The organism is Paenibacillus sp. FSL R7-0333 (assembly GCF_038000365.1).
Taxonomy (GTDB): domain Bacteria; phylum Bacillota; class Bacilli; order Paenibacillales; family Paenibacillaceae; genus Paenibacillus_AQ; species Paenibacillus_AQ silagei.
Map to the genome: position 1 here is coordinate 928,711 of NZ_JBBOBZ010000001.1, position 26,072 is coordinate 954,782.

The 26,072-nt window shown below is 54.8% G+C and carries 14 protein-coding genes; 11 read left to right on the plus strand and 3 right to left on the minus strand.

Features of this window, described 5'->3' with window-relative positions:
* Window positions 1-212: 212 nt before the first annotated feature.
* The 6 genes from MKY86_RS03830 to MKY86_RS03855 all read left to right on the plus strand — a co-directional run bounded on the left by MKY86_RS03830 (window position 213) and on the right by MKY86_RS03855 (window position 18,369).
* A complete protein-coding gene (locus MKY86_RS03830) occupies window positions 213-14,282 on the plus strand; it encodes an S-layer homology domain-containing protein (RefSeq protein WP_076081130.1) in 14,070 nt (4,689 codons plus the stop codon).
* Between the two features lie 142 nt (window positions 14,283-14,424).
* A complete protein-coding gene (locus tag MKY86_RS03835) occupies window positions 14,425-16,200 on the plus strand; it encodes a histidine kinase N-terminal 7TM domain-containing protein (RefSeq protein WP_143803789.1) in 1,776 nt (591 codons plus the stop codon).
* Between the two features lie 29 nt (window positions 16,201-16,229).
* Complete coding sequence (locus MKY86_RS03840) at window positions 16,230-17,387, plus strand: response regulator (RefSeq protein ID WP_076081134.1); 1,158 nt, start codon at window positions 16,230-16,232, stop codon at window positions 17,385-17,387.
* A 205-nt stretch (window positions 17,388-17,592) separates the two neighbouring features.
* Window positions 17,593-17,847, plus strand: a complete 255-nt coding sequence (locus MKY86_RS03845; RefSeq protein ID WP_036723207.1) for a hypothetical protein — start codon at window positions 17,593-17,595, stop codon at window positions 17,845-17,847.
* Window positions 17,844-18,020 (plus strand): hypothetical protein, encoded by a 177-nt coding sequence (locus tag MKY86_RS03850; protein ID WP_155991288.1) that lies wholly within the window; start codon window positions 17,844-17,846, stop codon window positions 18,018-18,020. Before MKY86_RS03845 ends, MKY86_RS03850 begins: the two co-directional genes overlap by 4 nt.
* Window positions 18,007-18,369 carry a hypothetical protein gene (locus MKY86_RS03855; RefSeq protein WP_076081135.1) on the plus strand — a complete coding sequence of 121 codons (363 nt, stop codon included), beginning with the start codon at window positions 18,007-18,009 and terminating at the stop codon, window positions 18,367-18,369. The genes MKY86_RS03850 and MKY86_RS03855 overlap by 14 nt, the downstream gene beginning before the upstream one ends.
* A gap of 16 nt (window positions 18,370-18,385) precedes the next feature.
* Here MKY86_RS03855 and MKY86_RS03860 read toward each other — a convergent pair whose 3' ends face one another.
* Together MKY86_RS03860 and MKY86_RS03865 are read right to left on the minus strand one after the other, a co-directional pair.
* Window positions 18,386-19,702 carry an ATP-binding protein gene (locus MKY86_RS03860; protein ID WP_076081137.1) on the minus strand — a complete coding sequence of 439 codons (1,317 nt, stop codon included), beginning with the start codon at window positions 19,700-19,702 and terminating at the stop codon, window positions 18,386-18,388.
* The gene (locus MKY86_RS03865; protein WP_340826232.1) at window positions 19,699-20,433 is read right to left on the minus strand and encodes a LytR/AlgR family response regulator transcription factor; all 735 of its coding nucleotides are present in this window, start codon (window positions 20,431-20,433) and stop codon (window positions 19,699-19,701) included. Before MKY86_RS03865 ends, MKY86_RS03860 begins: the two co-directional genes overlap by 4 nt.
* Before the next feature lie 156 nt (window positions 20,434-20,589).
* Here MKY86_RS03865 and MKY86_RS03870 point away from each other — a divergent pair, with 156 nt between their 5' ends.
* The 5 genes from MKY86_RS03870 to MKY86_RS03890 all read left to right on the plus strand — a co-directional run bounded on the left by MKY86_RS03870 (window position 20,590) and on the right by MKY86_RS03890 (window position 24,296).
* A complete protein-coding gene (locus MKY86_RS03870; RefSeq protein ID WP_076081141.1) occupies window positions 20,590-21,315 on the plus strand; it encodes an ABC transporter ATP-binding protein in 726 nt (241 codons plus the stop codon).
* Window positions 21,312-22,109 carry an ABC transporter permease gene (locus MKY86_RS03875; RefSeq protein WP_076081144.1) on the plus strand — a complete coding sequence of 266 codons (798 nt, stop codon included), beginning with the start codon at window positions 21,312-21,314 and terminating at the stop codon, window positions 22,107-22,109. The genes MKY86_RS03870 and MKY86_RS03875 overlap by 4 nt, the downstream gene beginning before the upstream one ends.
* Before the next feature lie 31 nt (window positions 22,110-22,140).
* On the plus strand, window positions 22,141-23,097 hold the full coding sequence (gene msrA, locus MKY86_RS03880; RefSeq protein WP_076081146.1) for a peptide-methionine (S)-S-oxide reductase MsrA: 957 nt from the start codon (window positions 22,141-22,143) through the stop codon (window positions 23,095-23,097).
* A 73-nt stretch (window positions 23,098-23,170) separates the two neighbouring features.
* Window positions 23,171-23,902, plus strand: coding sequence for a ZIP family metal transporter (locus MKY86_RS03885; protein WP_036723217.1), 732 nt, complete (start codon window positions 23,171-23,173; stop codon window positions 23,900-23,902).
* Window positions 23,903-23,996: 94 nt separating this feature from the next.
* The gene (locus tag MKY86_RS03890; protein WP_076081148.1) at window positions 23,997-24,296 is read left to right on the plus strand and encodes a hypothetical protein; all 300 of its coding nucleotides are present in this window, start codon (window positions 23,997-23,999) and stop codon (window positions 24,294-24,296) included.
* A 396-nt stretch (window positions 24,297-24,692) separates the two neighbouring features.
* Here MKY86_RS03890 and MKY86_RS03895 read toward each other — a convergent pair whose 3' ends face one another.
* On the minus strand, window positions 24,693-26,066 hold the full coding sequence (locus MKY86_RS03895) for an IS110 family transposase (RefSeq protein WP_076074672.1): 1,374 nt from the start codon (window positions 26,064-26,066) through the stop codon (window positions 24,693-24,695).
* Between the last annotated feature and the right edge of the window lie 6 nt (window positions 26,067-26,072).

Sequence of the window (26,072 nt, forward strand, 5' to 3'; positions counted from 1 at the left end):
TAAATACAAACCGCCCCGAAATATTTATCTCATTAAATAAAAAACCGCGAAGCCTTGCTGCTTCGCGGTTTTTCTGTGTTTGCTCTCCAAAGCTTTCATTATTCTTTTATTCCCTTCCTGTAGACTCAAATATACAAGATATGATTCTGTCTATGAGAAAAATCTCATAGATTGTCGAAAAACAAAGGTGCTGTGATGAAGGGGGAATTGGCGTGAAGAACCACCGGGCAAAACAGAGAATAAGGCTCTTGCTCCATTGGCTGTTGATTGTCAGTCTAATTGCGGGGCTGTGGAGTCCCGGACTTTGGCAGACAGGCCAGGCAGAGGCTGCGGCTGTGAACGGGACAGCCTCTGCTGCGAGCGATATTAACGGTCATTGGGCGGAGCCGCAACTAAGCGAATGGATAGGAGGCGGGTATATCAAAGGCTTCCAGGATGGAAGCTTCCGGCCTGATCAGACTATCTCACGTATAGAGTTTGTGGCGTTGGTGAACCGCTTGTTTGCTTACCAGGGAACGGGAAAGATCAGTTTCAAGGATGTTCCCTCTGCGGCCTGGTTCGTCTCACAGGTGCAGGCAGCGGTCCAGGCCGGATATGTGACGGGATTTCCTGACGGGACTTTCCAGCCGGACAAGCCGTTGTCACGGGTGGAGGCGGCCGTAATGCTCGCCAAGCTTACGCCTGTGCTGATGAAGGACGGCGAAGATCCGCTGAAGGTATTCAAGGATGCCGGCAGTATTCCGGGCTATGGCCGTGATGCGCTGGGTGCTGTGCTAAGTGCCGGTTACATGAAGGGTTTCCCGGATGGAACGATTGCAGCTTCACGGCAGCTTACACGGGCCGAAGCCGTTGTGCTGCTGGATCGTCTGAAGCAGCAGTCCGGCAGCCATGCAGAGGGAGGGATCATTCCTCCAGCGAAGACTCTGGAGACGGGCGGCACTTATGGTCCTGCTACAGGCTCGTTCACCGTTGCCGGTGATCTTACCCTGAATGCGCCGGGCATAACGCTGCGCAACGTTCAGGTTCAAGGAAATCTGCTCATCGGCTCCAAGGTTGGAGACGGAGAGATCTACCTTGAACAGGTGACGGTACAGGGCAGCACAGATATTCAAGGCGGCGGTGCCCATAGTGTACATATCAATCATTCGCAGCTCGGTGTTGTAACCGTGGATCGGGCGGACGGTCTGGTACGGGTTGTGGTCGGCGGGACATCGATCATCAGGCAGTTGAATGTCCAGTCCGATGCCAAGCTTGAGTCAGAGCAGAGCGGGACAGCTTCCGGCGGTATTGAGGGAGTTGTCATTTCAGGGTCGGGAGAAGTCACCCTGAGCGGGGAGTTCAGCTCGGTGGAGATTAAGAGCAACGTCAAGGTTGTGGTCACCTCGGGGACCATAGGCCGCTTAAGCGTTGCAGGGGGAGTCAGCGCTTCGTCCATTACGCTGAACGAAGGCGTGAAGGTAAGTGATCTGGAGCTGCATGGCACAGCAAGTGTATCAGGCGCGGGAGAAATCGTGAAGGCACTGGTAGATGCTCCAAAAGTAGTGTTTGAACGTTCCCCCGGCAGCGTGGAAACTACGACACGCGGAGAGTATACGGTTACTGCTCCGGCTGCAAGCACGCCTCCTGCCGGAGCAGGTGGAGCGGGTGGAACTGGCGGAGGAAGTGGTGGTGGCGGTGGCGGAAGCAACCCGACGACCCCGCCATCTCCAACATCTACTCCATCCCCAACACCTCAGCCAACCCTGCCGCCTGCAGAGCAGCCGCTTGAGGTGGCAGTTACTGCTGCGCTCGGTACTCCGAGCGGCTTCATGCTCAGCTTCAGCAAGCCTGTTGCGAACCTGACAGCAGCAGAGCTCTCGCTGAAGGATGCAGCGGGACAGGCCATAGAGATATCCTTCATTGGCTCACTGAACGGGGGAAGCTCTTACCGGGTTGCCGCAGTCTTAAAAGAGGGGGAGACCTACTCCATTACACTCTCTAAGGCAGGGTATGCCTTCGGGGCCCCGGTAACCTTAGTTATTCCGGTGACTACACCGGAGGATATTCGGGTGGCCACGGCGGTGCAGAATATCAGTGTAGCGGGCTTGGAGGTCCAGTTCGATCAGCCGGTAGCCGATTTGCCGCTGTCTGGCTTCACCCTGAAGCGCAGCGGGACGGGCGAAGCTGTCGCTATTCAAGAGGCTGCTGCCCATAACGGCGGAAGCTCTTACCAGCTGACAGCTGCCTTGCAGGAAGGGGCTACCTACTTGTTAAGCGTGACGAAGGCGGGCTACCACTTCGGCGGGGTTGTGTCCGTATTCGTTCCGGTTACGGACCCGGTAGTGATCTCAGTATCTGCTGAGGTCTACGGCATCACGGAGACGGGCTTCCGGGTATCCTTGAATCCACCGGTTGCGGGATTAACCCCAGCTCATTTCGCTTTGACAGCGGGGGATGACAGCAGCATTCCGGTGGACGGAGCGGCCTCCGCAGAGGATGGCGGTGTATACACGATTACTACAGGACTTGTCCCGGGCAGCACCTACACGCTTAGTATGGAACGGAGCGGCTATAGCTTCGGGACAGCGCTTGAAGTGACTGTACCAGCCGTAGGCAAGGTGAAGGTTGAACCTTCGATTGGCACCGTGCGTACTTACGGCTTTATCCTGTCTATGGATAAGACAGTGCCGGAGATAGATTCTCTGAGCCTGGTGCTGGAGAACGCGGCGGGCGGGCAGGTCAGTATCGATATGCTCAGTACAGTGGTTCCCGGCCAGCAATATGAAGTGTGGGCCAGCCTGGCCCCGAAGGATTCGTATACCCTTTCGCTTGATATGGACGGGTATGAGTTCACGGAACCGGCGGCTCTGGCGGTCCAGGCAGAGGAAGTTCCCTCTTCGGCAGGCTGGGTGACGCATAGCGGATTTGAGCTGCAGTTTGCGCAAGGTACGCCAGACTTCTCGGCAGGCGATATGACTCTGCAGGCTCCGGGCGGCGGGGCCGTAGCCGTGGATGAAGTCCAGCTTGGTCTGGACAGGAAATCTGCAGTGATAGCTGCGGATTTGCCCGCAGCAGGAAGTTATGCTTACCATGTCAATCTCTATGAAGGACGGTTCATACAAGGGACCCTAGTTGTTCCTGAGACCGTGGAGATCAGTAAGTATACGACCTTCGACGGGTACCCCGGTGCTTATAGCGGCCTTACGGTTCACTTCGGGCGGGCGGTGCCGGGGTTGACTGTCTCAGCCTTTGAGCTTACGACTAGCAGTGGCGGGGCGGTTGTATTGGACTCGGCGGGCTCCAGTGACGGAGGCCGTACCTACAAGCTGCTTACCACGCAGATTAATGCCGGAGGCCCGTTTGTACTTGGCATTACGGCTCCGGGCTACAGCTTCGGGAAGCCGGCCACACTGGTGAACGCGACTCTGAATGTGTGGGGCGCGGGGCGGAAGCCGACCCAATTCATGGCCGGACTGAATCCGCGCGTGCCGGATTTGACGGCTGAACATTTCAGGGCCACGGATCTGGCAGGCTATGAGGTTGCGGTTACAGGCGTCACTTGGGATAACCAGCAGCGGATCTATGTAGTGGCTTTTGACGGAGAGGGCGGTCAGAGTTATTACGTATCGGTTCAGGCGGACGGGTATGACTTCGGCGCGCCGAAGAAGATTTATGTGTATGCCCAGAACACTGTAGTAGATCCGACGTACAGCGGCTTCACGCTTGTGATGGCACCTGCGATGAAGATTAATACGCAATACGGCTTTAAGCTAACCAAGGCTTTTGGAGGCCCGGAGATTCCCATCAAGAAGGCGGTCATGAATGATCCGGAAGGCAGAAGCTACCAGTTCTCGGCGGCCTTGACTCCGGGCTACTATAGTCTCGCGCTGGATGCAGAGGTGGACCCGAACGTGGTCACCTTCTTAGTTCCGCTAATTGCTACAGTCTCTGTCGATGAGATTGAGAACAATGGGCTGGTTGCGAAGCTTGATTATGCTGTGGATGGGCTGGATGCCGGGAATTTCGTATTGTTGAACAACGATACAGGAGATCCCGTAGTGATATCCTCAGCAACAACGGCGGACCAGGGCGCAAGCTACCGGCTGTCGGCCCACCTGGCGGGAGGCAGCTATACTCTGAAGCTGACCGGGCATCTACCAGAAGCAGGGGTGAATTTCAAGGTTGCAGCGACCACAGACGCAGGGACAACCAGTGTATCGAAGATCACGAGTGCGGGCTTCGAGCTTTCTTTTGCCAACCCGGTAATGGGGCTCCTGCCTGGCGACCTTATGATCACAGATGCGCAGAATAACAAGCTGAACGGAGTTACGTTAACCACGAGTGATAATGGCGGGACCTATCATGTGCGGGTAACGCTTGCGGAGAATGCGGACTACACGATCGTGCTGAAGAAAGGGTATATCCTCTTCGACTCGCCGGTCACGTTCCATGTGAATAAGTGGATTGCCGCCAGCATAGCGGATGTAACGAAGGATGGGCAGTTCACCTTGAAGTTCGCTCCCGCGTTCCCGGAGATTGAGAATTATCTGGGGCTGTCGTTAACGGATGAATCCGGCACGCTCTATTATCCGAATCTGTTCGAGTCGGCAGACGGCGGGGCGAGCTACCAGCTTCGAGTGCCGGGCAATCAGTTGAATCCGGGTATGGCCTATACGCTCAAACTGGACAAGGATGAATTCTCAATGAATCCAGTCTCCTTCCGGCTGCCGCCAACGCTGACAGTTATGGAGGCGACAACAGCAAGTGTGAAGGTGCAGCTGGATGCGCCGGTTCCGGGGCTGGCCCAGCGGCATTTTGTAATCCGAAATGCCGCTGGTGACAGCATTGCACTGACTTCAGCGGCAACTGCGGATGCAGGCGCTCACTACACCCTTGCCGGTACCTTTGCCGGAGGGCAAACGTATACGGTACAGTACAAGCCGGATGTAACTTATCAGGTGAATGAACCCGTAGCTTTTCCAATATCGAAAATCATTACGGCTGCACTCAGCAATATAACGGTACTGGGGTTCAAGCTTCAATTCAGCTCCAAGGTAACCGGTTTGACCCCGCAGCAAGTGATCCTCCGTGATCCGAGCGGGAATCCAGTCCCTGTGAATGAGTATTCACTCAAGACAACGGATCAGGGGCTAAGCTACCAGGTGACGCTGAATGCGGTGGCAGCGGGCAAGGGGTACACCCTGGATCTGGCGAGAGATGATTTCCGGCTGGCGTCTCCGGTCTCCTTCGATATCTCGGCATCGGCTGCTCTCCGGCTGGTGGGCACTGTGCTGAACAAGATTGTGGTGTCCGTCTCTCCGAATCTGCCGGATATGACCGAAGAGCATTTCGCGTTGTATGACAGCAAAGGCCGCAAGATCGCGATTACGGTGACTTCTCAAGGTCCGGCAAGTGCGATGTACAATATTGAAGGGAAATTCGACGCCTTCGAGACGTATACACTGCAAGCCAAGTATCCCGGCTATCTGTTCGGGGCTCCGCTTACGGTGGGCTTCCAAGTAGGGGTGTATGCAATCATTCACAGCCAGTCGCGGAGCGGCTTCAAACTCGTATTGAGCACGGAGGTGTCTGGTCTAAGCGCTGCGGATATTACGGTCACTGATAAAGAGGGAAATATCGCTGCGGTACAATCCCTCCAGGCTTCCACTGCTCCAGGCAGCTACAATGTGCTTGTTCCGCTGACCGGCGGCAAGACGTACACGGTGAAGATTGCTGCGAAGACGCCGTATGTTTTTGACAGCATTGACCCGTTCACCTTGAATGCGGCTTCGGCCACGGTGGATCAGTTGTCTGTGACCGGCTTCAAGCTGAGCCTGTCCTCACCGCTCAGTCTGGACCCCGGGAATCTCAGCCTTACGGATGACAAGGGCGAAACGGTTAACCTCCGTTCGATTCTTACCCGGGATGCGGGCCGATCTTATGAGATTAGTGTGTATCTGAAGGCAGGTGTGCAGTATAAGCTGGGCCTGCATGTGGCGGGATACGACCTGGGTACGGAGCTGCCGTTGTCCATCCAGGCTGTAGCGGCTGCGTTCGAGGGGATGGAGACCGGGAACAATCAGGCGTTCACTGTACGCTTCGATCAGGCGATGCCAAGCCTGCTGCCGGGTGATTTCAACATCAAGCAAGGATACAACGCTACAGTCTACCATCCTATGAAAATCTCGACAGCGGACGGGGGATTCACTTATAAGGTAGAAGCGAGCTTCTGGGGAACAGAGCGTTACTCGCTGCGTATTGTCAAGCACGGGTATGACTTCGGCACCCCAATCTTCATTGACGTTCCGGCTATGATAAGCGCGGCAGTGTTGAGAATAGGAGCGGACTACATGGAGGTCGGACTGAATCCCGGTGTCTTTGGAATGAGTGCCGCTGATTTCACGGTGAAGGATAGCGCAGGGCAAGTGTTGCCTGTGTCCTCTGCGGTGACGGACGACCATGGCTTGACTTACCGCCTGAAGGCAGCATTTGCCGGAGGCCAGACCTATACGATTGCGCTGCAACAGACGGGTCATGACTTCGGGGAGGTCTTGTCTGCTATGCTGCCGAGTGTGATTGCAAGTGAGGTTGGTCCTGTTAACGGACAAGGCGTGAGTGTTCTCCTGAACCCGGCTGTTGGCGGGCTTAAGGCTGGCAGCTTCAAGCTGGTTAATGCTGCCGGGCAGTCCACTCCGGTTACAGCTGTCAAGGAGCTGAACGGGGGGGCCGGTTATGTATTGTCTGCTAATCTTGCAGATGGAGCGGTCTATACGCTGACTGTGGCCGGGACAGGCTATGACTTTGGGGCAGCACTTGCGGTGAAGGTGCCGGTACAAGTTGCACTCAGCTATGACAAAATTCAGAATGACGGGCTGACGGTGAAGCTGGACCCGGCTATTCCGGGACTTAGCGCAGCCAGCTTCATCTTGAAGGATGCGGAGGGCAATCAGAGCGTTGTGTCTGCGGCAACCACCTCAGATGGAGGTGCGACCTACGCCGTACAAGCGGCACTGCAATACGGGGACGCCTATAGTCTGAATATAGTGGCAGCCGGTTATGATTTCGACGCGGTCCTGCCGTTAACGGTGCTGCAGCCTGTCGCCAAGTCTATCGAGGCGCTGTCCAAGAACGGGTTCACCCTGCGGCTGCAAGCCGCAGTCCCTAATTTGAAAGTCAGCCACATGATATTGAAGGACAGTAACGGAGAAGCCGTAGCGCTGGATTCGCTGGTAACTGCTGACGGCGGGCTGACGTATCAAGCGGCGGCGAAGCTGACGGAAGGGGCGGCGTACCGGCTGGAGCTGACAGCTCAGGGGTATGATTTTGGACCGTCGGTTCATCTGGATGTCCTTCCGATGCTGCTATTGACGGCGAGCAGCATTAATACCTCCGGCTTCAGTCTGCATCTGAGCAAGGCCGTGCCTGACCTGAATCTGTCCTCCGTGCACCTCAGTGGACCCGGCGGGCAGAGTGTAACCCTCACCGCAAGCTCATTCTATGATGCTAATCCGGGTACAGCCGATGCGGGCAAAATCTATCTGGTGCGTGTGCCTATAGCCGCCGGTCAAACGTATACGCTGATGGTGCAAGATCCGTCCCACCCGGTAGAAGGGCCGCTCGAAGTGGTGCTGCCAGTTGCGGTTACGAGCCAGGTCACCCGTACGGATGCCGGCGGAATAAGTGTGCTGCTGGGCCGCAAGGGAATTGATGTGCAGCCTGAGGATGTGGAGCTTCTTACGGCGGCAGGCGATCAGATCAAGGTGGTGGATATCGCTGCGGGAACAGATGCCGGTACCTACACCATTCAGGCTCAACTTGCAGAGGGCAGTACGTATTCGCTAAGCCTGAAGAAAACAGGGTATGACTTTGGGGCAGCGGTTAAGGTGTATGTGGCTTATCGTGTCACTTCAAGTCTCACAGGTGTGAATGAGAATGGCTTCACGGTAAGCTTCAGTACTCCGGTTCAGGGTGTACAGTTCAGCTTGCAGGATACCGGCAACAACCCGGTAACACTGGGTCCGGTATCCACGGCAGACTTCGGACAGACGTACAAGGTGGCAGCGAGCCTGGCTTACAATAAGGAATTCAAGCTGCGGCTGGATGCAGCGGGGTATGATCTCGGTGCGGAGCTGACGGTGAATAATGTAAGCACGCCTCCCCACCTGCTGGATGCGACCTCTTCGGAGAATGGGACCCAGGTTATCCTCACGTTTGACAAGCCGCTGGCCAGCGTGATTTCAAGCGGGTCCTTCTCCGTCAAGATCGACGGACAGTGGCAGAGCTCTGTAACTGCGGCACTCGGCGCAGATCCGGCGCAGATCCTCTTGAGCTGGAACAACAGCGGCCGGGTAATTGGTTCAGCCTCCACGGTATCGGTAGCTTACACCGGTGTGAACCGGGTGAAAGCGGTCAATCAGACGTTCCTGGCTGTCTTTGACGAATTGCCGGTGGCTAATGTGGCGACCCTGCTCGGGTTCGTCTCCAGCTATGCCTATAAGAACGATGCAGCCTACCCGGCTCAAATACTTCACAAGCAATACGGCAAGACGGCGCTGGAGACAGCGGAGCTTCTGCGGGACGGCGGCTTCAAGGCAGCGAATCTGTACCGTGCGGTTCTGATCGAGTATGGGATGATCCGCTCAGAACTGACGCCGATCCTGTATGCAATGAACGCGGATGCGTCTTCGGTCTATGATGCCTACAATTCCCTTAAGCCGGCTACGGCTGCGTATGATGGATTGATTACAGGAGAGCTTCTCTCGGCAGGGTATTCGGCCAGTGAGATCGGTCCGGTCCTTCAGAGATTCGGTCTGTCCAGCAAAGGCATCCTGGGATATCTGAAGCGCTACAATGTATCCGTTACAGAAGCGGCGAAGGTCCTAAAGGATAACTGGAATGAAACAAGCGGCAATACCGTACAGTTACTCCGGTTGACAGGTTATGACAGCCTCGGGATTGCCGGAGCTGTCCAGAGTGCATATGGTCTGAGCCATGCACAGGCCGTGTCCGCCATGGCCGAAGGCAAGCAACCGGCAACGGAATCGGCAGCGGTCATCAAGGAGCTGTACTCGGGCGATGCCGTTACCAGTGCGACTTGGCTGTCCCAAGCGGGATATTCGGCGGCGGATGTGAGCAAGGCAATTGCAGAGCAATACAGCTTTGCTGGCGCGGCAGAAATGCTGCGGGCCTTCATGGGCGCTGGCTTCCCGGCGGCGTATACGTATTCTCTGCTGCGCCGGGAATATTCGCAGCAGGATGCGGCGACAGAGCTGCTGAACGCGAAGGTATCTGCACGGGAAGTGGCCGAAGCGGTTAAATCGGCCGGAGATGGTGCCTCCGTGATCATTAGCGCCTTAATGGCCAAGCGCTATGAGGTGCAGGAAATTGCCATCATCGTGAATGATTTATGGGTGTCGGCAGGTGTCACGTTAAGCGAGGTACTCGCTCAATTCGCCACCAGCGGGTATCAGGCTTCAGCACAGGCCGCGCTGTTGCGTGAACAGTTCGGTGCAGAACTCCCGGCAGCGATTGCGGCTCTCTCTCCAGGGCTTACCCAATCCCAGCGGGAGCATATCCTGAAATATCTTCTGGACGGGGGCTATGATCCGGTTCAGCTGGCGGACTATTATCTGAAGCAGGGCAGCAATTCCTATGAACTGTTCAGACAGTTCAGGCTGGCGGGCAAAACGTCGGTACAATCGCTGCAGACAATGTATGATGCTTACAGACAAGCGGGAACAGCGCTCACGCTGAGCGGTGCAATGGATCTGTTCTACCATGATTACAACAACCGTTATGAAGCAGCCGATGTCCTGACGGCGCTGCGAGCCGTATTCGTCCAGGATAGGGATGGGCAGGCGGATGCTACCGCAATAGCGGCAGCCATGAGTAATTCCAGGCTGTGGGATAAGGTTGAGATTGCAGGGCCGCTTATCCGGCAGATGGGCCTCACGATGCAGGATTGGGTGGAGCTGGAGCGCACCGAGGCCTTTTCCCGATTTGGCTGCGCCTGTGATGTGCGGACGGTGGTGAAGGATACCCAGTATTTATTCGCTGGTGCGACGCTGCCGGATATCACTGTTGCCATGAGCTTATCCAGCCGATATACCTTGAATATGATCGTGGAAGGAACGATTAATCTCTACCCTACAGAGGGTGACAGAGCGAAAGGAATGCCTTACCTGATCTCTGCGCTGAAAAATGCGGGGTATTCCTTCGAAGAGGTCGCTGCTGAATTCGACAGTCAGGGGTGGAGTGAATGGGTAGCCGCTTTCAGCACATACGGAATTGCAGCAAATGATGTGACTGCTTATCTGGTTACAAAAGGTCTTACCATGAGCCAGGTCATTGATCGGCTGGCTCCGTATCCGCTGAAGGACCGGGCGCTGGTGCTGCGCGAAGTCTACGGGCTGGATAGCGCTGCTGCGATGGCACTGCTCCTCCAGCAGACGAACGAGGATCAGGAGGATATCGGCCGGGCGGCGGCCTGGGCCTACGGCAGCGATCCAATCTCGCTGTGGATTCAGACGCTGCGGGCACAAGGGGCTACAGCTGCCTCCGTGATTAACACGCTTGCTGCGCGTTACCCTGCCTACTGGCAGTCGGACAAGGTGGGTCCGGCCCTGATTCAGGGCGGATTTAGCCAGGACGAGGTCATGAGGGGGCTGCTGATCCATGCCGGAGTGCGTAACAACCTGAAGGCAACGCTTGCGCTGCTGCAGTCGCTCTATAGCCAGCAGCAGATTACCATTGCGCAGCTGCTCAGTGCGGCCAAGTACGAATCGCCGGGAGACGGACTGGAATTTCTGCAGAAGGGCGGCTATAAGCTGCCGGATATGGCCCGCGCACTCAAGGATTATTACGGGCTTACGGCCGGAGAAGCAGCCAAGCTGCTTACCGCCGCTTATCCGAATGATCAGAGTCTTATTCTATCCGGGCTTGCTTCCGTATACGGACAGACGCTCGGAAGTACGGTAGCAGAAGCACTGCAGGAGCAGGGAATTACTGAAGTAAGCGCAGCTGTTGAATATCTGTGGAATGCGGGATTTGCGCCTAGAGATATTGCCAGCTCAGCCAAAGACGCCTTCCACCAGGACGCAGGTCAGACGGCGCTGCTCTTCGTGCAGAAGAATATTCTGGCTGACAGGAATGTGCTGGTAACGACCCTTGCCGCAGTCTATGGACAATCTGTTGAACAAGTGATTCATGCACTGCTTGTCCGGCAGGGATCCCCCTCCTTCGAGGAAGCCATCGCCTTTGTGTTCCAGGCCCGGTTCAGTCTGGCGAACAGCATCAGGCTGGCCAAGACAGAATACGGATTATCTGCGGGAACAGCCTTGCAGCTGCTCACAGATTCCCGGCTATACCGCCAGGAGGATATCCTTGCGGGTGTGACGGATATCTACCGGACCTCGCAGCGTGAGAGTATCGTGGATTCACTGGCAGCCAGCGGGCTGGTCACCCTGGAATCTGCTGTATCCTTCCTGCGCAACATGAAGTTCGATCTGAACGGGATCGTCAGGGTGGGCAAGGAGCATTACCGGTTAAAGGCCGGAGAGACTGCCGCCGCTCTGACCGTCGAGGGATCTTATGGTGATGAGGACATACAGAATTCGGTGTCCTATGTATACGGGCAGAATCTGACGCAGACCCGGCTGGATACGCTGAATGCGCTGGGGATCACCGTGTTCGCCGATGCTGTGCCGGAGCTGAGAAGCGCCGGATTTGCAATCACCGACCTGGTGCTTGCAGGCAAGACGCACTACAATCTTAGCGCCGGAGAGACGACTTACAGCCTGCTGCAATCCGGGGGCTATCCGGCGGCTGACATTCTGGCTGCTGTGGCGGAATACTACGGCAAACCGGTGAATGAGAGCGTGGAGGAGCTGCTGAACCGCAGCGGCATTGCCTCCATCCAGGATGCAGCGCCATATCTTCGTTCGCTGGGCTACACGCTGCAGGATGTGACCGAAGTATCCAAGAGCTATTATGGAAATTCGCTACAGGCTACTCGGGATGCTTTGCTGTCGCTCCAATTGGAAGACGCCAGCATTATAGAATGGACGGTGCGGCAGGTCTACGGCACAGCTGTGGAGGAAGGCAATACGGCTGCAACGCCTCAATCTATCCTGCAGGAAGCCGGAATTACAGGAGAGCAAGCGGCCATTGCCTATCTATGGACTGCGGGCTACCCGCTCCAGGATATTGTCAAAATGCTCAAAGAGTATAACGGCCAATCAGCGGCGGCTGCCGCAGCACTGCTGATTGCAGACGGATCGTTCAGTGCTTCAGCAGTTCTGAGCAGCATCAGCGCCATTTATGGGACCACGTATGATGCCGCCACAATGGAGTTCTTCAGAGCGCAGGGTATTTTCACAGATGCCCCGCAAGCGGCGCAGGTCTTGAGCACAAGCGGCTACCGGATGGCGTATATCGCAGAACTATTGAAGAAGAGCTACGGCAAGACGGAGGCGGAGGCGAAGGAGATCCTGAACGGACTGGGTATTTACACAGCGGATGCGGTACAGAAGACAGTGGCTGAGGTGTATTTTGCAGTGGGCACATCCTCTGGGACGCTTCAGCAAGTACTTGATCTGTATGGAATCACGGGTACAGAGGCTGCTGTAAGCCTGCTCTATAAGCAAGGTACACCGGTGCAGGATATCCTCCAGTATTTGAAGGATGCTTATAACTTGGGTGCCGATGAAGCAACCGCCCTGCTGGCAGTGCATGTCAAAGGTCCGGAGCTTGGTCTGGCCGTCACTACGGTGTATTACAGCAGCACGAATATCGGCTACCTCGCGAAGTTGATTCCGGCAACCTCTATGGGCAGCCCGGGAACGGTTGCGAGTTATATGAAGGCGAAATTCAGGGATACCGATATCGTGCTTGCGCTGAAGGTGATTTTCAATCTGGATGCGTTGGGTGTGCAGGATGCGATCTCCACTACGATCATGTCTGCGGAGCGTGTTCGTGCAGCGGTGACTGAAGTGTTCGGCGCTGATCCGCTCTACGCCTATCTAAAGCGTATGAAGGACCGGGGAGCGAATGCCAATGATGTGGCTGCCGAGCTGGAGCTCCGGGGGCTGCTGGAGCTGGCACCGTCCAGCTACCTGGTGGATACGCTGCGGAGCCTGGGTTACGACAATGCCAGCATTCTGAAGATGCGCTACAATTACTTCAACGAAATGCGCCAAAATGCAGGTACGGAAGAGGAGCAGGGAACACAGCTGGTACAATTGGGTGTTAATACGCCAGCCGCTATCGTTCAATATTTGCGGAAGTGGAATCTGCTCCCGTACAAGGTCATTAAGATTGTCAAGGCAGGACTGCCGAATGCGCCAATAGCAGAGATTGCTCTTGCCATGCGTGAATACGGATATACGGGTACGGCGATTATGGGAGGGCTTGATGCAGTAGGCGAAGGCGGGGATGCTATTGCCGCGATTCTCAAAAAGCTTGGACTCTCAGTACCGCAGGCGCTGGTCTTCCTGAGAGACTGGCCCGTGGACGAGCAGCTGCAATGGCTGATCCGCAATGACTACACACCAAGCGAATACATTGCTTATCGGAATGTGCAGACCGACAACACTATTGCAGTTCTGAGGCAGCAGCTCGGTCTGTCCGCAATTGATGTTGCCAAGCTGCTGAACAAGTATAAGGGCAGTATGAGCCACTACTCCTTAGCCAAAGCGCTGTATGACGGAGGATTTACACAGGTCAGTGAGGTTGCGGGTGCTCTCATCTCGATCAATTATCAGCCGGTCTGGCTGCTGGGATTGCTGGTGGGAATTGGCGGCTGGACAATGGATGACATCGCCCAGGGAATGCTGGATTCCGGTCTGATCTCACTCGTGGATCTGGGCACTGCGATTCAGATGGCCACGGGCGGCGTGCTCAAGGAGACCTACCGTATTCTCAAAAAGGTATCCACCGCCAAACAGCGGGAATTCTATGACAGTCTCGATTCCCTGGAACGAAAATTGCTGGACAACAATGAAATCGCCATGATTGTTGTCGTATCCGCCATGCGCAACGGAAGGATTAGTATCTCCGATGCCACCAATCAGCTGAAGGTGACGGAAGGGATTGAACCGGAGGATGCACTGAAGGTGCTGATTGTATCCGGAGCCAACGTGCTGGATTCGGCAGGAGCCGTATGGGATGTCTACCGCGATTATATCGGGGCGAAGATTGTCCTGAAGATGTTCGAAAAGGCGGCAGGCCAGTATATTAGTGACTTCAAAAATTACTACAAGCTGGTCATGACATTATCCAAGATTATTTATAAATTATCCAAGTAAGAAATGAGGCTGCAGCAAAGGCCGGTCCGCATAAGGACCGGCCTTTGCCGGTAACCTGTAATGGAAAATCAAGGCGTGGACACCCCGACCCGGAAGGTGCTATCCTAACTTAATAGAATTTGTTATTAAGGGAGACGCAGCCGTGGAAAGTAGGCACTGGATGTCGATTATGCTTTTTATTGCAGCAGCACTGATGCTGTTTGTGTCGTTCCTGTCGTACCAGAAAAGACATCTTCCTGTTGCCAGAACGATGATTCTGATTATGCTGACAGCAGCCTTCTACGCCTTCGGCTATGGTCTTGAGCTGCTTAGCGGGAACTTAAGCCAGGTGAAGCTGGCGCTGCACATTCAATATCTGGGTATTCCTTTTGTCTCCACCTTATGGCTGGTACAAGCGATTCAATTCACCGGAGCCGCTGCGCGCTTCCGCAAGCGACTGATCGCCCTGCTGTTCCTGATCCCCGCCGTCATCTTCATCCTGCAGCTCACCAATGACTGGCATCATCTAATCTACCGGGATTTTCTGCTGAATACGGACCCTTCGGTCTCCTTGTATTACACCGTCAAGGGGCTGTGGTATAACATCCATGCTGCGTATAATTATCTGGTGCTGCTTGGCGGGATTGCGCTGTTCATATCCATGTTTGTGCGGGCGCTGCCGATTGTACGCAAACAGATTGCTGTTCTGCTTCTGGGTGCGGTTGCGCCTATGCTGCTCAATCTGTTCCTGTGGACCGGAACCCGGATTGATCTCACACCATTCGGATTTGCAGTGTCGGGCATCGCCTACGCCTGGGGTATCCTCAGATTCAACCTGCTCCGCCTGACTCCGCTGGCGATGGCGCAGGTGTTCGAGACGATCCGCGACGGTGTCCTTCTGTTCGATTATGAGAATCAGATCGTCAGCTACAACCGTGCCGCAGAGAAGATGTTTCCCGAGCTTGGGAGCAGGAGGCGCTACCCGGCGGATATGACGGAGGTGCTTGCCGGCAGCGGGGAGCTGCTTGAACGTCTCAGGGGCTTAAGCGATGAGGACGAGCGGTTTGCCTACGAGCGGCTCCAGGCTGGCAGGCGTCTGTACTATAATTGCAGTCTGTCCTTCATTCATGATACAGGCAGCACCCCTATCGGCAAAATCCTCTTATTCAGCGACATTACGGAGCTGAAGGAGAGCGAGGTCCGGCTGCGCGAGAATGCCCGGCAGCTATCCGAGCTGAATGCCTTCAAGGACAAGCTGTTCACCATTGTGGCCCATGATATTCGTGATCCGGTAGCACTGCTGGTCAGCCTGACAGAGCTGCTGGGAGACGAGCTGACGGCTGCGGATGCTGAGCACGCGGAGGTGGTGCGGGAGATCAAAGGGCAGGTCCGTAATACATTCCAGCTCGTTGATAATCTGCTGGACTGGTACCGCAGCCAGAAGGGAAAGGTCTCCTTCCATCCGCAGGCCTGGAGTGTACAGCAGGTGGTCCGGCAGGCCCTGATGCTTGCGGGTACCAAGGCCGGGATGAAGCAGATCCGCCTGACGGAGCGCATCGGCAGCGAATTAACCGTCCGGGCGGATAAAGAGATGCTGGATCTGATCCTGCGTAATCTGCTCTCTAACGCAATCAAATTCACGGGAATAGGCGGCTCTATTGAGGTTGAAGCCGTGCTTGAAGACGACCGGGTTATCTTATCTGTACGCGATGACGGGATTGGTATTGATGAAGCGACCGCAGACATGCTGCGCCTGGAGGAGCCGATTCTGAAGGCGCCGCTGGGGGAGGAGTCAGGAGATGCCCGCTTCGGCCTGGCGCTCGCGCGTGAATTCGTGCGCATCCATGGCGGGAGCCTGTGGTTTGAGAGCAAGCCGGGAAGTGGAACGATCTTCTACTTCACGTTGCCGGGATCGGCAGGAGGAGAACGGATGGAGTAACGGGGCATCGGGAGGGAGGATATATACAAATGAAGGTTATACTGGTCGATGATGAACGGATGATGCATCTGATTCTTAGCACTATGCTGCTTAAGCTGCCTGAAGTCGAGCTTGCGGGTACGTTCACAGATACGAAGTCGGCTGCTGCCTTTCTGGAGGAGCACCCGGATGTGGAGCTTGCCTTCGTAGACCTCTCTATGCCGGGAGAGGGCGGCATGGCCTTTGCAGCCAGGCTGGCGGCTGCCGGTTCTCCAGTGCAAATTGTGTTCGTGACCTCTCATAAGGAATTTGCCCTGGAGGCTTACGACTTGTCCGTGCTGGACTATCTGGTCAAGCCGGTCTCCCAGGAGCGGCTTGCGCGCACGGTGAACCGGGTGCTTACCCAGCGGCGGGCTGCTCCGGCACGGCTCTCCCCTCTGCCGGAGGTGCAGGCTCCGGCCGGTTCCGGCCGGGTAAGGCTCACGATGCTCGGGGATGTTGCCGTGAGCAGCGGGGCAGGCCGGGTCAAATGGACCTCCCGTAAATGTGCTGAGCTGTTTGCCTATCTGCTGCTGCTCCGGGGGAAGCGCGTCCCCCGTTCCAGGCTGGTTGCGGATATCTTCGGCGGCATGCATAAGGCCAATGCGGAGAGCTATCTTAACACTACCGTCTATCAACTGCGCAAATCTCTGGAGCCGCTGGGACTGCGTGAAGCGATCCGTTCGGAGAACGACGGGTATGCGCTTGAGCTTCAGGCGCCGGTTATCGACTATCTGGAATTTGAACAGGAGGCAGCCGCCTTGCACACCATAGAACCCCCGGATATAGAGCGGGCTATGCGTATCGAGCAGCTCTATACAGGGGAGCTGTTCGGCGACAAGGCTTATGTGTGGGCCATCCATGAGACGGAGCGTTATGCGGAATTGTATGCCTCCTTCGTCAAACGGCTGGCCGCAGCGCTCATTGCCAGCCGGGATTCCGCTGCGGCCTCCAAGCTGCTGCTGAAGCTGAACAAGCGGAATCCGCTCGATGAATCGGTGATCCGCCAGCTGATGGTCGTGCACGAGCTGGCCGGAGACAAAAAAGGCCTCAATGCCGTCTACACAGACTACGTGCGGCTGCTAAGCCGCGAGCTTGGCATCAAGCCCTCCGGCGACCTGATCTATCTGTATGATTCCCTGGTCCGGCGGATCTCGGAACTCAAATAATCTCTGTTTCAGCCTTCTCCGGAGGGCCCGAATTACGGGTCCTCCGGTTTTTTTTGCTGCTCAACCCAATCAGAATGGCAATTGCTAGAGTAGATTAGCTTGAGGGTGATTCTGTTAGAGTGGCGGCAATGGACTACGCCAAAAATGTGGACAGGGGTAAAGGCGCGAAGCCGTTCCGATTACATTAGGAAATGGGGGGATACAGATGGATTTCAGTGCATTGACTGGCCTTTTCGTAGATAACAACGGTTCAGTCGTGCTGAATGTTCTGTTATCTACTGCCTTGATCTGGAGTGTTAAGCAAATTGCGAATAAAGAGAAAGTAATCCAGAATTATCAGAAACGCGATGAGGAGAATGAGAAGCAGCTTAGCGAATATAACCGTACGCTCGTGAAGCTGCTGATTGAGAGAGGAACCGCAGAGAGAAAACCTAATGATGAGGAGGTCGTCAACAAGTGAAGCTCCTCGATATCTTTCGCAAGCACGAGCTGAAGCCCAGCCGGGTCAAACGGGAAATTGAGACCCTGGGCCAAATTCAGGAGGCGTATGAATCCAATGATCTAGAGAGGCTTATTGATCTGCACCGTACCGGCTTAGGCAGAAGGGGAGATGATCTGCATGGACATTATTGACTTGATCCTGATTACACTGGAAATGATAGCCTTGATCGCTTTTACCGCGTATGTTATCCGTTACAGCAAATATTTCATCGGACGGGGGCCTATGCGCACCTATAATTTGTACCTCCGCAGTGTGTGGGTAACTTATGGGGCAGTAGCGCTTCTGTGTCTCAATCTGCTGTGGGGAAGGCTGAACATTATTCTCGGGCTGAACCTGTCCGGCAGCTTATCCGATATCCTGCGGGAGTATGTGCTGGTGCTGACGCTTGTCATGCTTGTATTCGCAGGCTTGATGCACAAGGAGTTATGGGACAGCAACCATAGGCACAAGCCCCGCCGTGAGCGCAAGAAACTGAAATAGCAGGCCCCATTCCCCATCATTCCCCCTCGGACACCCGTCCTCCGCCACGTTCATCTCTCTCAATATGAAAAAGCACCAGCTCCAGCTGAAACAGCTGGCCGCTGTAAGCAAGCTGAAGCAGCCCGCCGGCCCGCTCCATCGTCTGGCGGATATTCCGCAGTCCGATCCCGTGGGAGCGCTTATCGCTTTTGGTGGTCAGCAGCTCACCGCCTGGGCCTTGGAGGACAGAACCGGAGTAGGGATTCTGAATCCGGATAAATAAGCTGGCATTCAGGTAATGCATATGTACCGCGATGTATCGTTCTGTTCCCTGTTCCTTGGGGATCAGGCTGACTGCTTCCAGGGCGTTATCAAGGGCATTGCCCAGAATAACGCTGATGACAGCGGTATCCAGCATCATCCGGGGGGGAAGGCTCAGCTCCATACGGAGATCAATCTCTGCTGCGGATGCCTCCTGCCGTTTGTAATCCAGGATGGAGTCAATAACCGGGTTACCGGTGTTGCAGTATGTTTGGGCTTGTCCAGTCGAGCCAAGCAGAGCGTCCAGCTCGGCTGTAGAGGCGGCTTCTTCTCCGCTGAGAATTCTGGAGCGCAGGCCCAGCAGAATATGGTTGAAGTCATGGCGGAACCGGAGGGCTTCCTCCTGAAATTCCCGGTTCCGGTGGTACTGGTTCACATAATAGCTGTTCTGCTGCTCCAGCAGCAGGCGCTGGCTGCGTTCAGACTGTGCGCTCAGCACACGGTCAATCAGCAGGAATACCAGAAGATTAATAGCGAGCAGCAAGGCGGGAACGACAGGGAATAACTGCGGATATAGCTGGAAGAAGGGACTGCCGGATAACTGCAGTAATACCGCAATGCTAAGACAAGGACAGAGCAAGACAACAGACCCTAACCATCCGGTTGGCTGGCCCCGGCCCTCGTCTTTCACCAGCCTGCGCAGCAGCAGAACGAGCAATAGCATCAGCAGCTTCGAGAGCAGCAGGCCGAGCCTGTAACCGAAGTCAGTATGTGGCAGTGGAACCGCCGCATCGCTGAGGATAATCACAGCAGAGATAAACACCGCAGCGTATAACCGTGAGGCAAGGCTGCCCTTGTAGAGCAGGGACAGCCCCAGGATCAGTCCGATATTGCCAGCCATCAGCGGGAGAGCGGACAGGGAGCTGTGATGGAGCAGAGCATGAACACCTATGTACAGAATGTAAAATGCGGTCAGCCGCAGCCGTGATTCCACACGACAGGGGAAGAAGCGGCTGAAGAAGAGATGCAGTATGACTGACAGGAGCGGTAGTACAGCGAGATAAATGATTTCATCGAGGAGTACGGAATTCATACCAGCTCCCCCCTGAAATGAAGATAGGCCCTGCGCACAGCGGGGCTATATTTGCTGCTGACCGGCAGTTCACAGCCGGTGGTAAGAATGATTTTTTTGGCGCTAATGGCCTGGATTGAATAGAAGTTCACAATATAGGACTGGTGAATCCGTACGAAATGGCTGGCCGCCAGCTTCTGCTCCTCCTCTACCAGCTTCCCGTAGTATTGTAGTGTCCTATCCTGAGTAACCAGTGTAATCTGCCTGATGCTGCTCTCCAGATAATGAATCTCCAGGTAGGGAATCCTTAATTCCTGGTTCTTCAGCTGTACCGCAAGGAAGTTCGTCCGGCCCTGCTGCCGGAGGCGGAGGGTCTTATGTATGGCCCGGGCCAGCTTCTGCTTGAAGCTCTCCGGCACCACAGGTTTCTTAATGAACCCTGACGGACGCAGGTCAAACAGCTGCATATGGTATTCTTCATGGCTGGAAATATAGATAAGCTGCACCGGATCATTGCCGTCATCCTCCCTCAGGAGCTGTCCCGCCGCAATGCCGTCCAGACCGCCCAGCTCAATGTCCATCAAGATAATATCGAACTGGCTTCCGTCCCGGAGGGCCCGGGCAAAGCTTTCACCGGAATAATATAGGGAAATTTCAATAGGTTCGTTCAAGTCTTCTCCGGTTTCCAGAATCAGGCGCTCGGCCTCTCCGGCTGCGCGGGGCTCATCGTCACACACAGCAATATGAATCATCGGCTTCTCCACCTTTGCATTAATCCCTACATTATACATTTTCATCCTCAAAAACGACATGATTTCGCGTGAATATGACACCTGCGTTAGCGGAGGGGACACCGGATGGTATTGTTATGCCATCAACAGATTTGAGAGGGAAAAGGAGTGTTTGCTTTGACGGCAACAGTATTTGAGGCTGAGGGCTTATCCAAGGAGTACCCTTCAGGGGTTGCGCTGGATCAGCTCTGCATGAGCATTGAGGCTGGGGATGTGTACGGATTCGTAGGGGAGAACGGGGCGGGCAAAACAACGCTGATGAGAATCATCGGCGGTCTGGTGCATCCGACAGCCGGAAGGATGGCCTTGTTCGGAGAACAGAGCAAGGAGAGGCTGGCCAGCGCCAGACGCCGTATCGGCTTCCTGATCGAACGGCCTTCGCTCTATCCGCATATGAATGCGATGGAGAATCTGGGCTTTTACTGCCGGATCTTCGGAATCAGGGATAGGGGCAGGGGCGCTGAAGTGCTGAAGCTTGTAGGTCTGGATGAGGCGGGTCCGAAGAAGACGGGCGAATATTCGCTTGGCATGCGCCAGCGGCTGGGCATTGCCGTCGCCCTGCTGAACCGGCCGGAGTTCCTGGTGCTGGATGAGCCGGTAAATGGACTGGACCCTGCGGGAATTGTGGAGGTTAGGCATATCCTGGAGCATCTGTCCCATGAACAAGGCGTGACCCTTCTAATCTCCAGCCATATTCTGAGTGAGCTGCAGCTGCTGGCCGGTAAATACGGTTTCATTCATCAAGGCCGGTTGATTCAGGAGATTTCGGCTGCTGAACTCCAGCAGTCGGCGCCTAATCTGGAGCAGTATTATATGGACTTGATCGGGGGCAGCGGAAGATGAGAAACTTCTGGCAGGCTGAAATCTATTATTTGCGTAAGGATCCGGCCTTCAAAAGCATCACCGCAATCTTCGCCCTCGCCAGCCTCGCACTTGTTCTAATTCTGGGCAGCAAAGGCGGTTATTCCTTAAGCAGTTATGCAGAGCCGCTCCAGACGGCTGCTTCGTTCTCCATTCTGTTCTATCTGGTTATTCCGCTGCATGCCTGCTTCTTCGCAACGGAGGGCTTCGAGCATGGCTCGGTGCAGAATATTATTGCTGCCGGGCATAGCAAGGCGAAATACTTCACCGGTAAATATGTGCTGGAGCTGCTTGCCGTTCTGGGATGGCTGCTGGAGTTCTACGGTTTATTCTATCTGTTCTCTCTTGCGGCAGCGCTGATCACAGGAGCTTCGGTAGGACATGCCGGATATACAGAGGATCTGGCGGCTGGTCTGACAGCCTTGGGACTGAATCTGCTCTATCTGGCAGCTTATTGTGCAGCAATCATGATGCTGGGGATGCTGATCCGCAAACCGGCTTCGGCGGTGGTGGCCGCATTCTTCTTCATCTTCGGTAACCTGCTGCTCAGCGGGTATCTCAAGGACGCCTCCTCTGCGGTTCTTCGCGCAATTTCTGAGCATTCCCTGATGACGCAGATTTTCAAATTCTCGGGGATATACGTGGAGAACTCACAGCTGATTCTGCTCTCGGGGACGGGGGATTATATACGCGCGTTGTGGATTCCTGCAGCTTGGATCTTGCTGTCTCTAAGCATCACCCTGACCGTTTTGGAGAAGCGGGATATTCAGATATAATAGGGGAAAAGCATGCAGGGAGGCGGTCTGTTTGACTTCGAATGATACGCTGCAGCTGGCGACCTTCGCCGGCGGCTGCTTCTGGTGTATGGTCAAGCCGTTCGACGAGCTGCCGGGCATCGTCTCGGTGGTGTCGGGTTATACAGGAGGGCATACGGAGAATCCGACCTATGAAGAGGTAGGATCGGAAACTACCGGACACCGGGAGGCGGTGCAGATTGTCTATGATCCTAAGCTATTCCCGTATGAACGGCTGCTGGACATCTATTGGCAGCTGATCGATCCGACGGATGACGGCGGGCAGTTCATGGACCGGGGGCATTCTTACTCTCCGGCAATCTTCATTCATAATGAAGAGCAGCGGAAGCAGGCGGAGCTGTCGAAGGAGAGGCTGAAGGCCAGCAAGCGCTTCAAGGCGCCGATTGTGACGCCCATCCTGCCGGCTGCGCCGTTCTATCCGGCGGAAGCGGAGCATCAGCACTATTACCGGACCCATCCGCTGGATTATAAGCTATATCAGAAGGGCTCGGGCCGTGACGACTTCACAGCGCTGCACTGGAACAGCCGCGAGGACAAGAAGCGGCTGCGGGGGAAGCTTACAGAGCTGCAATATGAGGTCACCCAGAACAAAGGCGCGGAGCCTGCCTACCAGAATGCGTATTGGGACCACTTCGAGGAGGGCCTCTACACGGATGTGATCAGCGGTGATCCGCTGTTCAGCTCGGCAGCCAAATTCGATTCCGGCACAGGCTGGCCCAGCTTCACGGGTCCGGTGGAAGAGGGGATAATCCGGCGGGAAGCCGATTATAGCGGCGGACAGGTGCGGACCGTGCTGCGCAGCAGGTTAAGCGGAGCTTATCTGGGGTATCTAACCTTTGACGGACCGGAGCCGGCGAAGCAGCATTATCATATCTATTCTGCCGCCCTTCTGTTCGTCCCGAAGGCAGAGCTTGAAGACCGGGGGCTGGGACGGTATGTGAGACTCTGAAGCTTGGGTCTATTTATAGCTGCCTTGAGCATATGCTTGATCTATAGTCCTGTCCACAAAAGGGGTTGAAGATTTGGCGGGTGCACTTTTAGGCAGCTTTTTGTCTGCAATGGCAACGGTGCTGGGCGTTATTCCTATTCTGTTCGTAAGGCGGCTGTCCGAGCTGTGGAAGGATGTGCTGGTGGCCTTCACCGCCGGGATCATGGTCTCTGCAAGCACCTTCGGGCTGATGCCGCAAGCCATTAAGGAATCGGGTATTACCGCACTGACTCTGGGGCTGATTACCGGCGTATTGCTGCTCGATCTGATCGAGAGCCATATTCCGCATATCGATGTGGAGAATAAGCCCGGCCTCAGCAATCTGGATTCCAAAGCATTACTCGTCATGATTGCGCTGTTCATTCATAATATCCCCGAAGGGCTCAGCACAGGCTTCAGCTATGCCAGCGAGCAGACAAGCCTCGGCCCGATGGTGGCGATTGCGATCGGCGCTCAGAATATGCCGGAAGGGCTGATTCTGGCGATCTTCCTCATGAATGCCCGCGCCAGCCGGCGCAAGGCCCTAATTATAGCCGCACTGACCGGGCTGATGGAGATGGTGTCGGCTGTGATCGGGTATTTTACAGCCAGCTATGTACAGAATGTGGTTGGATACGGGCTGGCATTTGCTGCCGGGGCAATGCTCTTCATCGTGTATAAGGAGCTGATCCCGGAGAGCCACGGCCACGGATTTGAACGGCCCTCGACGTATTCGTTTATCTTCGGGCTGCTGGCGATGGTCTATATTACGCAGTTTTTTGGCTAGGGTGCTTCAGCGGCAGTGTCATTTGCATCTGCCTGCCGCAGCCGCTATACTATAACGCAATCCCCGGTTCCTATGGAGAAGGAGTGATGACAGGATGGTTAGACTGGAATGGGAAGCTGTATTATCCTTCGTATTATTGATTGCTTCATACCTGTGCTTATACGCGGCTATTCAGAAGCGGACGAATTTCGCCCGCTACAGCATGACGGTTCTCCTGATAGCCAGCGGAGCGCCGCTCGTAGTGATGCTGATTCTGGAGAGCAGAAGGGAAGCGCTGGATGCCAATATCGGGCTGGGCATGGCGTTTCTGCTGACCTGGCTCATTACTGCAGTGGTATTTGTGGCTGCATTAATTACGTGGATAGTTAAGGCAAGGAATCGCGTGCGTAGGTAGAAAATAAGAAGCTAAGCAAAAAATAAGAAGCTGTCCAGAGACTGTAATGCCTACAGTTTCCGGACAGCTTCTTCTGTTAAAATATAAGCGTACTATGTCAATAAGCAAAAACAGACTAAAGAGACAACTCAAACACACCTAACTCTTTATTTTCCAAAAAATAGTTAGCAACTGACGAAAAGCAATGGACAGAACCGGCAGGTCTCGAACTTGAAAGGAAATAGCCTCGTGTTCAATTCTGTTATGCAATCTGGCTGAGTGCAGATCGAGTTCTAACGTACAATTCGCATTAACAGAACGAGGTGGATAAGGCTTATATACGAGGTCTGGTCCTCAAGAATTTGATCCGATCTTCCCTCCGTTCCAGACCTAACGGTTCAGTCATTTCAGGCTTATTCAGGCAACGTCCGACGTTAGAAAACAGCTATAACGAAGCTTCTTATTGATCTCTTGAGCAAGCGAACAAGTGGGCTTCGCGGAGAGAAAGGGCTTCTTGTCACGAAGCATTGCAAATGCAATCTTAAGCACCTTGTTCCCCATGGCTACAAAAATGGATCGAGGATGCTTCCCACGGTTCTTCAAGCGTTCGTAAAACGGCCTTAGATCCGGGTTATGCAGGCAGAGGCTTCGTCCGGCTAAGAAGGCAACATAGCGCAAATGGGAATTGCCTTGTTTGGAAATTTTCCTGTACGAACCGGCACCTCCCCCCGTTTGCTTCACGACGGGATTCGTTCCTGCTTTCTTAATCAACTGTCCGGCATGAGTATAATGAGACACATCGCCCATCTCTGCGTAGAGCTCAGCGGCGGTAGAGACACCAAGGCCTGGAACGGTAAGTAACAGCCGTCCGTCGGTCTGAAGCAGGAGGCCTTCGATCTCTTGCTCAAGGATATGGATCTTCGTGTCAAAAGCGCGAAGATCTTGTAGCTTCATTCGTAGCAGAAGGAGCTCGGGACGAAGGGTTTGCTCGTCAGAGGAAAGCGACTCTGTGGCGACCTGAAGAAGCTTACGAATGGCAGTTGCTCGAAGCTTCAGATTATGCTGGATGGACAACTCCCGCAGTCCTGTCTCCCCCAGCTTACAAATCGCTGCGGGATGTGGGTAGTGCTCCATAAAGAACAGGGAGGCCTTTCCCCAAAAGTCGCTAAACACCTTGATCTTCTGAGCCCGCCCATGCTGATGGTCAGCATAGCCCTGAAATTCGCGCCAAACGATGTCCATGAGTGTTCGGATTTCCATCCGCAAAGTGGAGCGTTTGCGGATCTCCGAGCGTCTGGCCCGGGTAAGAACATGCAACTGTCGCCGAAGCCCCTCGGCCAAACGGAACTCAGTGGCTTTATTGTTCTTCAGCGCATGAGCGATAGCGACTAGATCGAGATCATCGGTTTTACACCAGTTCAGCGCGCTAGCCCGTTCTTCGAAGGTCGTATACGCGTTGAGAATCTGGACGAGGTAGCCTTGCTTGGCCATTTCTCTAACGATATCTTCATAGTAATGGCCCGTAGCTTCGATTCCCAAAAACAGCCGTACGGCCCCGGTGGAGACCACGGCTTGTTCGATGGCATCGTATAACATTTGCATGCCGGAGTGATTGACGGAAAAGAAAAAGGGTTTTGCAATGATGTCGCCGAAGTAATTGCAGATCAGGGCTTTCTGGTGGAGTTTGGCTGCATCGATAGCTACGATGAGGACCTGCTCCAGGTTAACACCCCGTAGTTGTTGACTGAACTTGGTTCCCTTTAAGCCTTGAATATGTAGGGATTTCCCCATGCGACT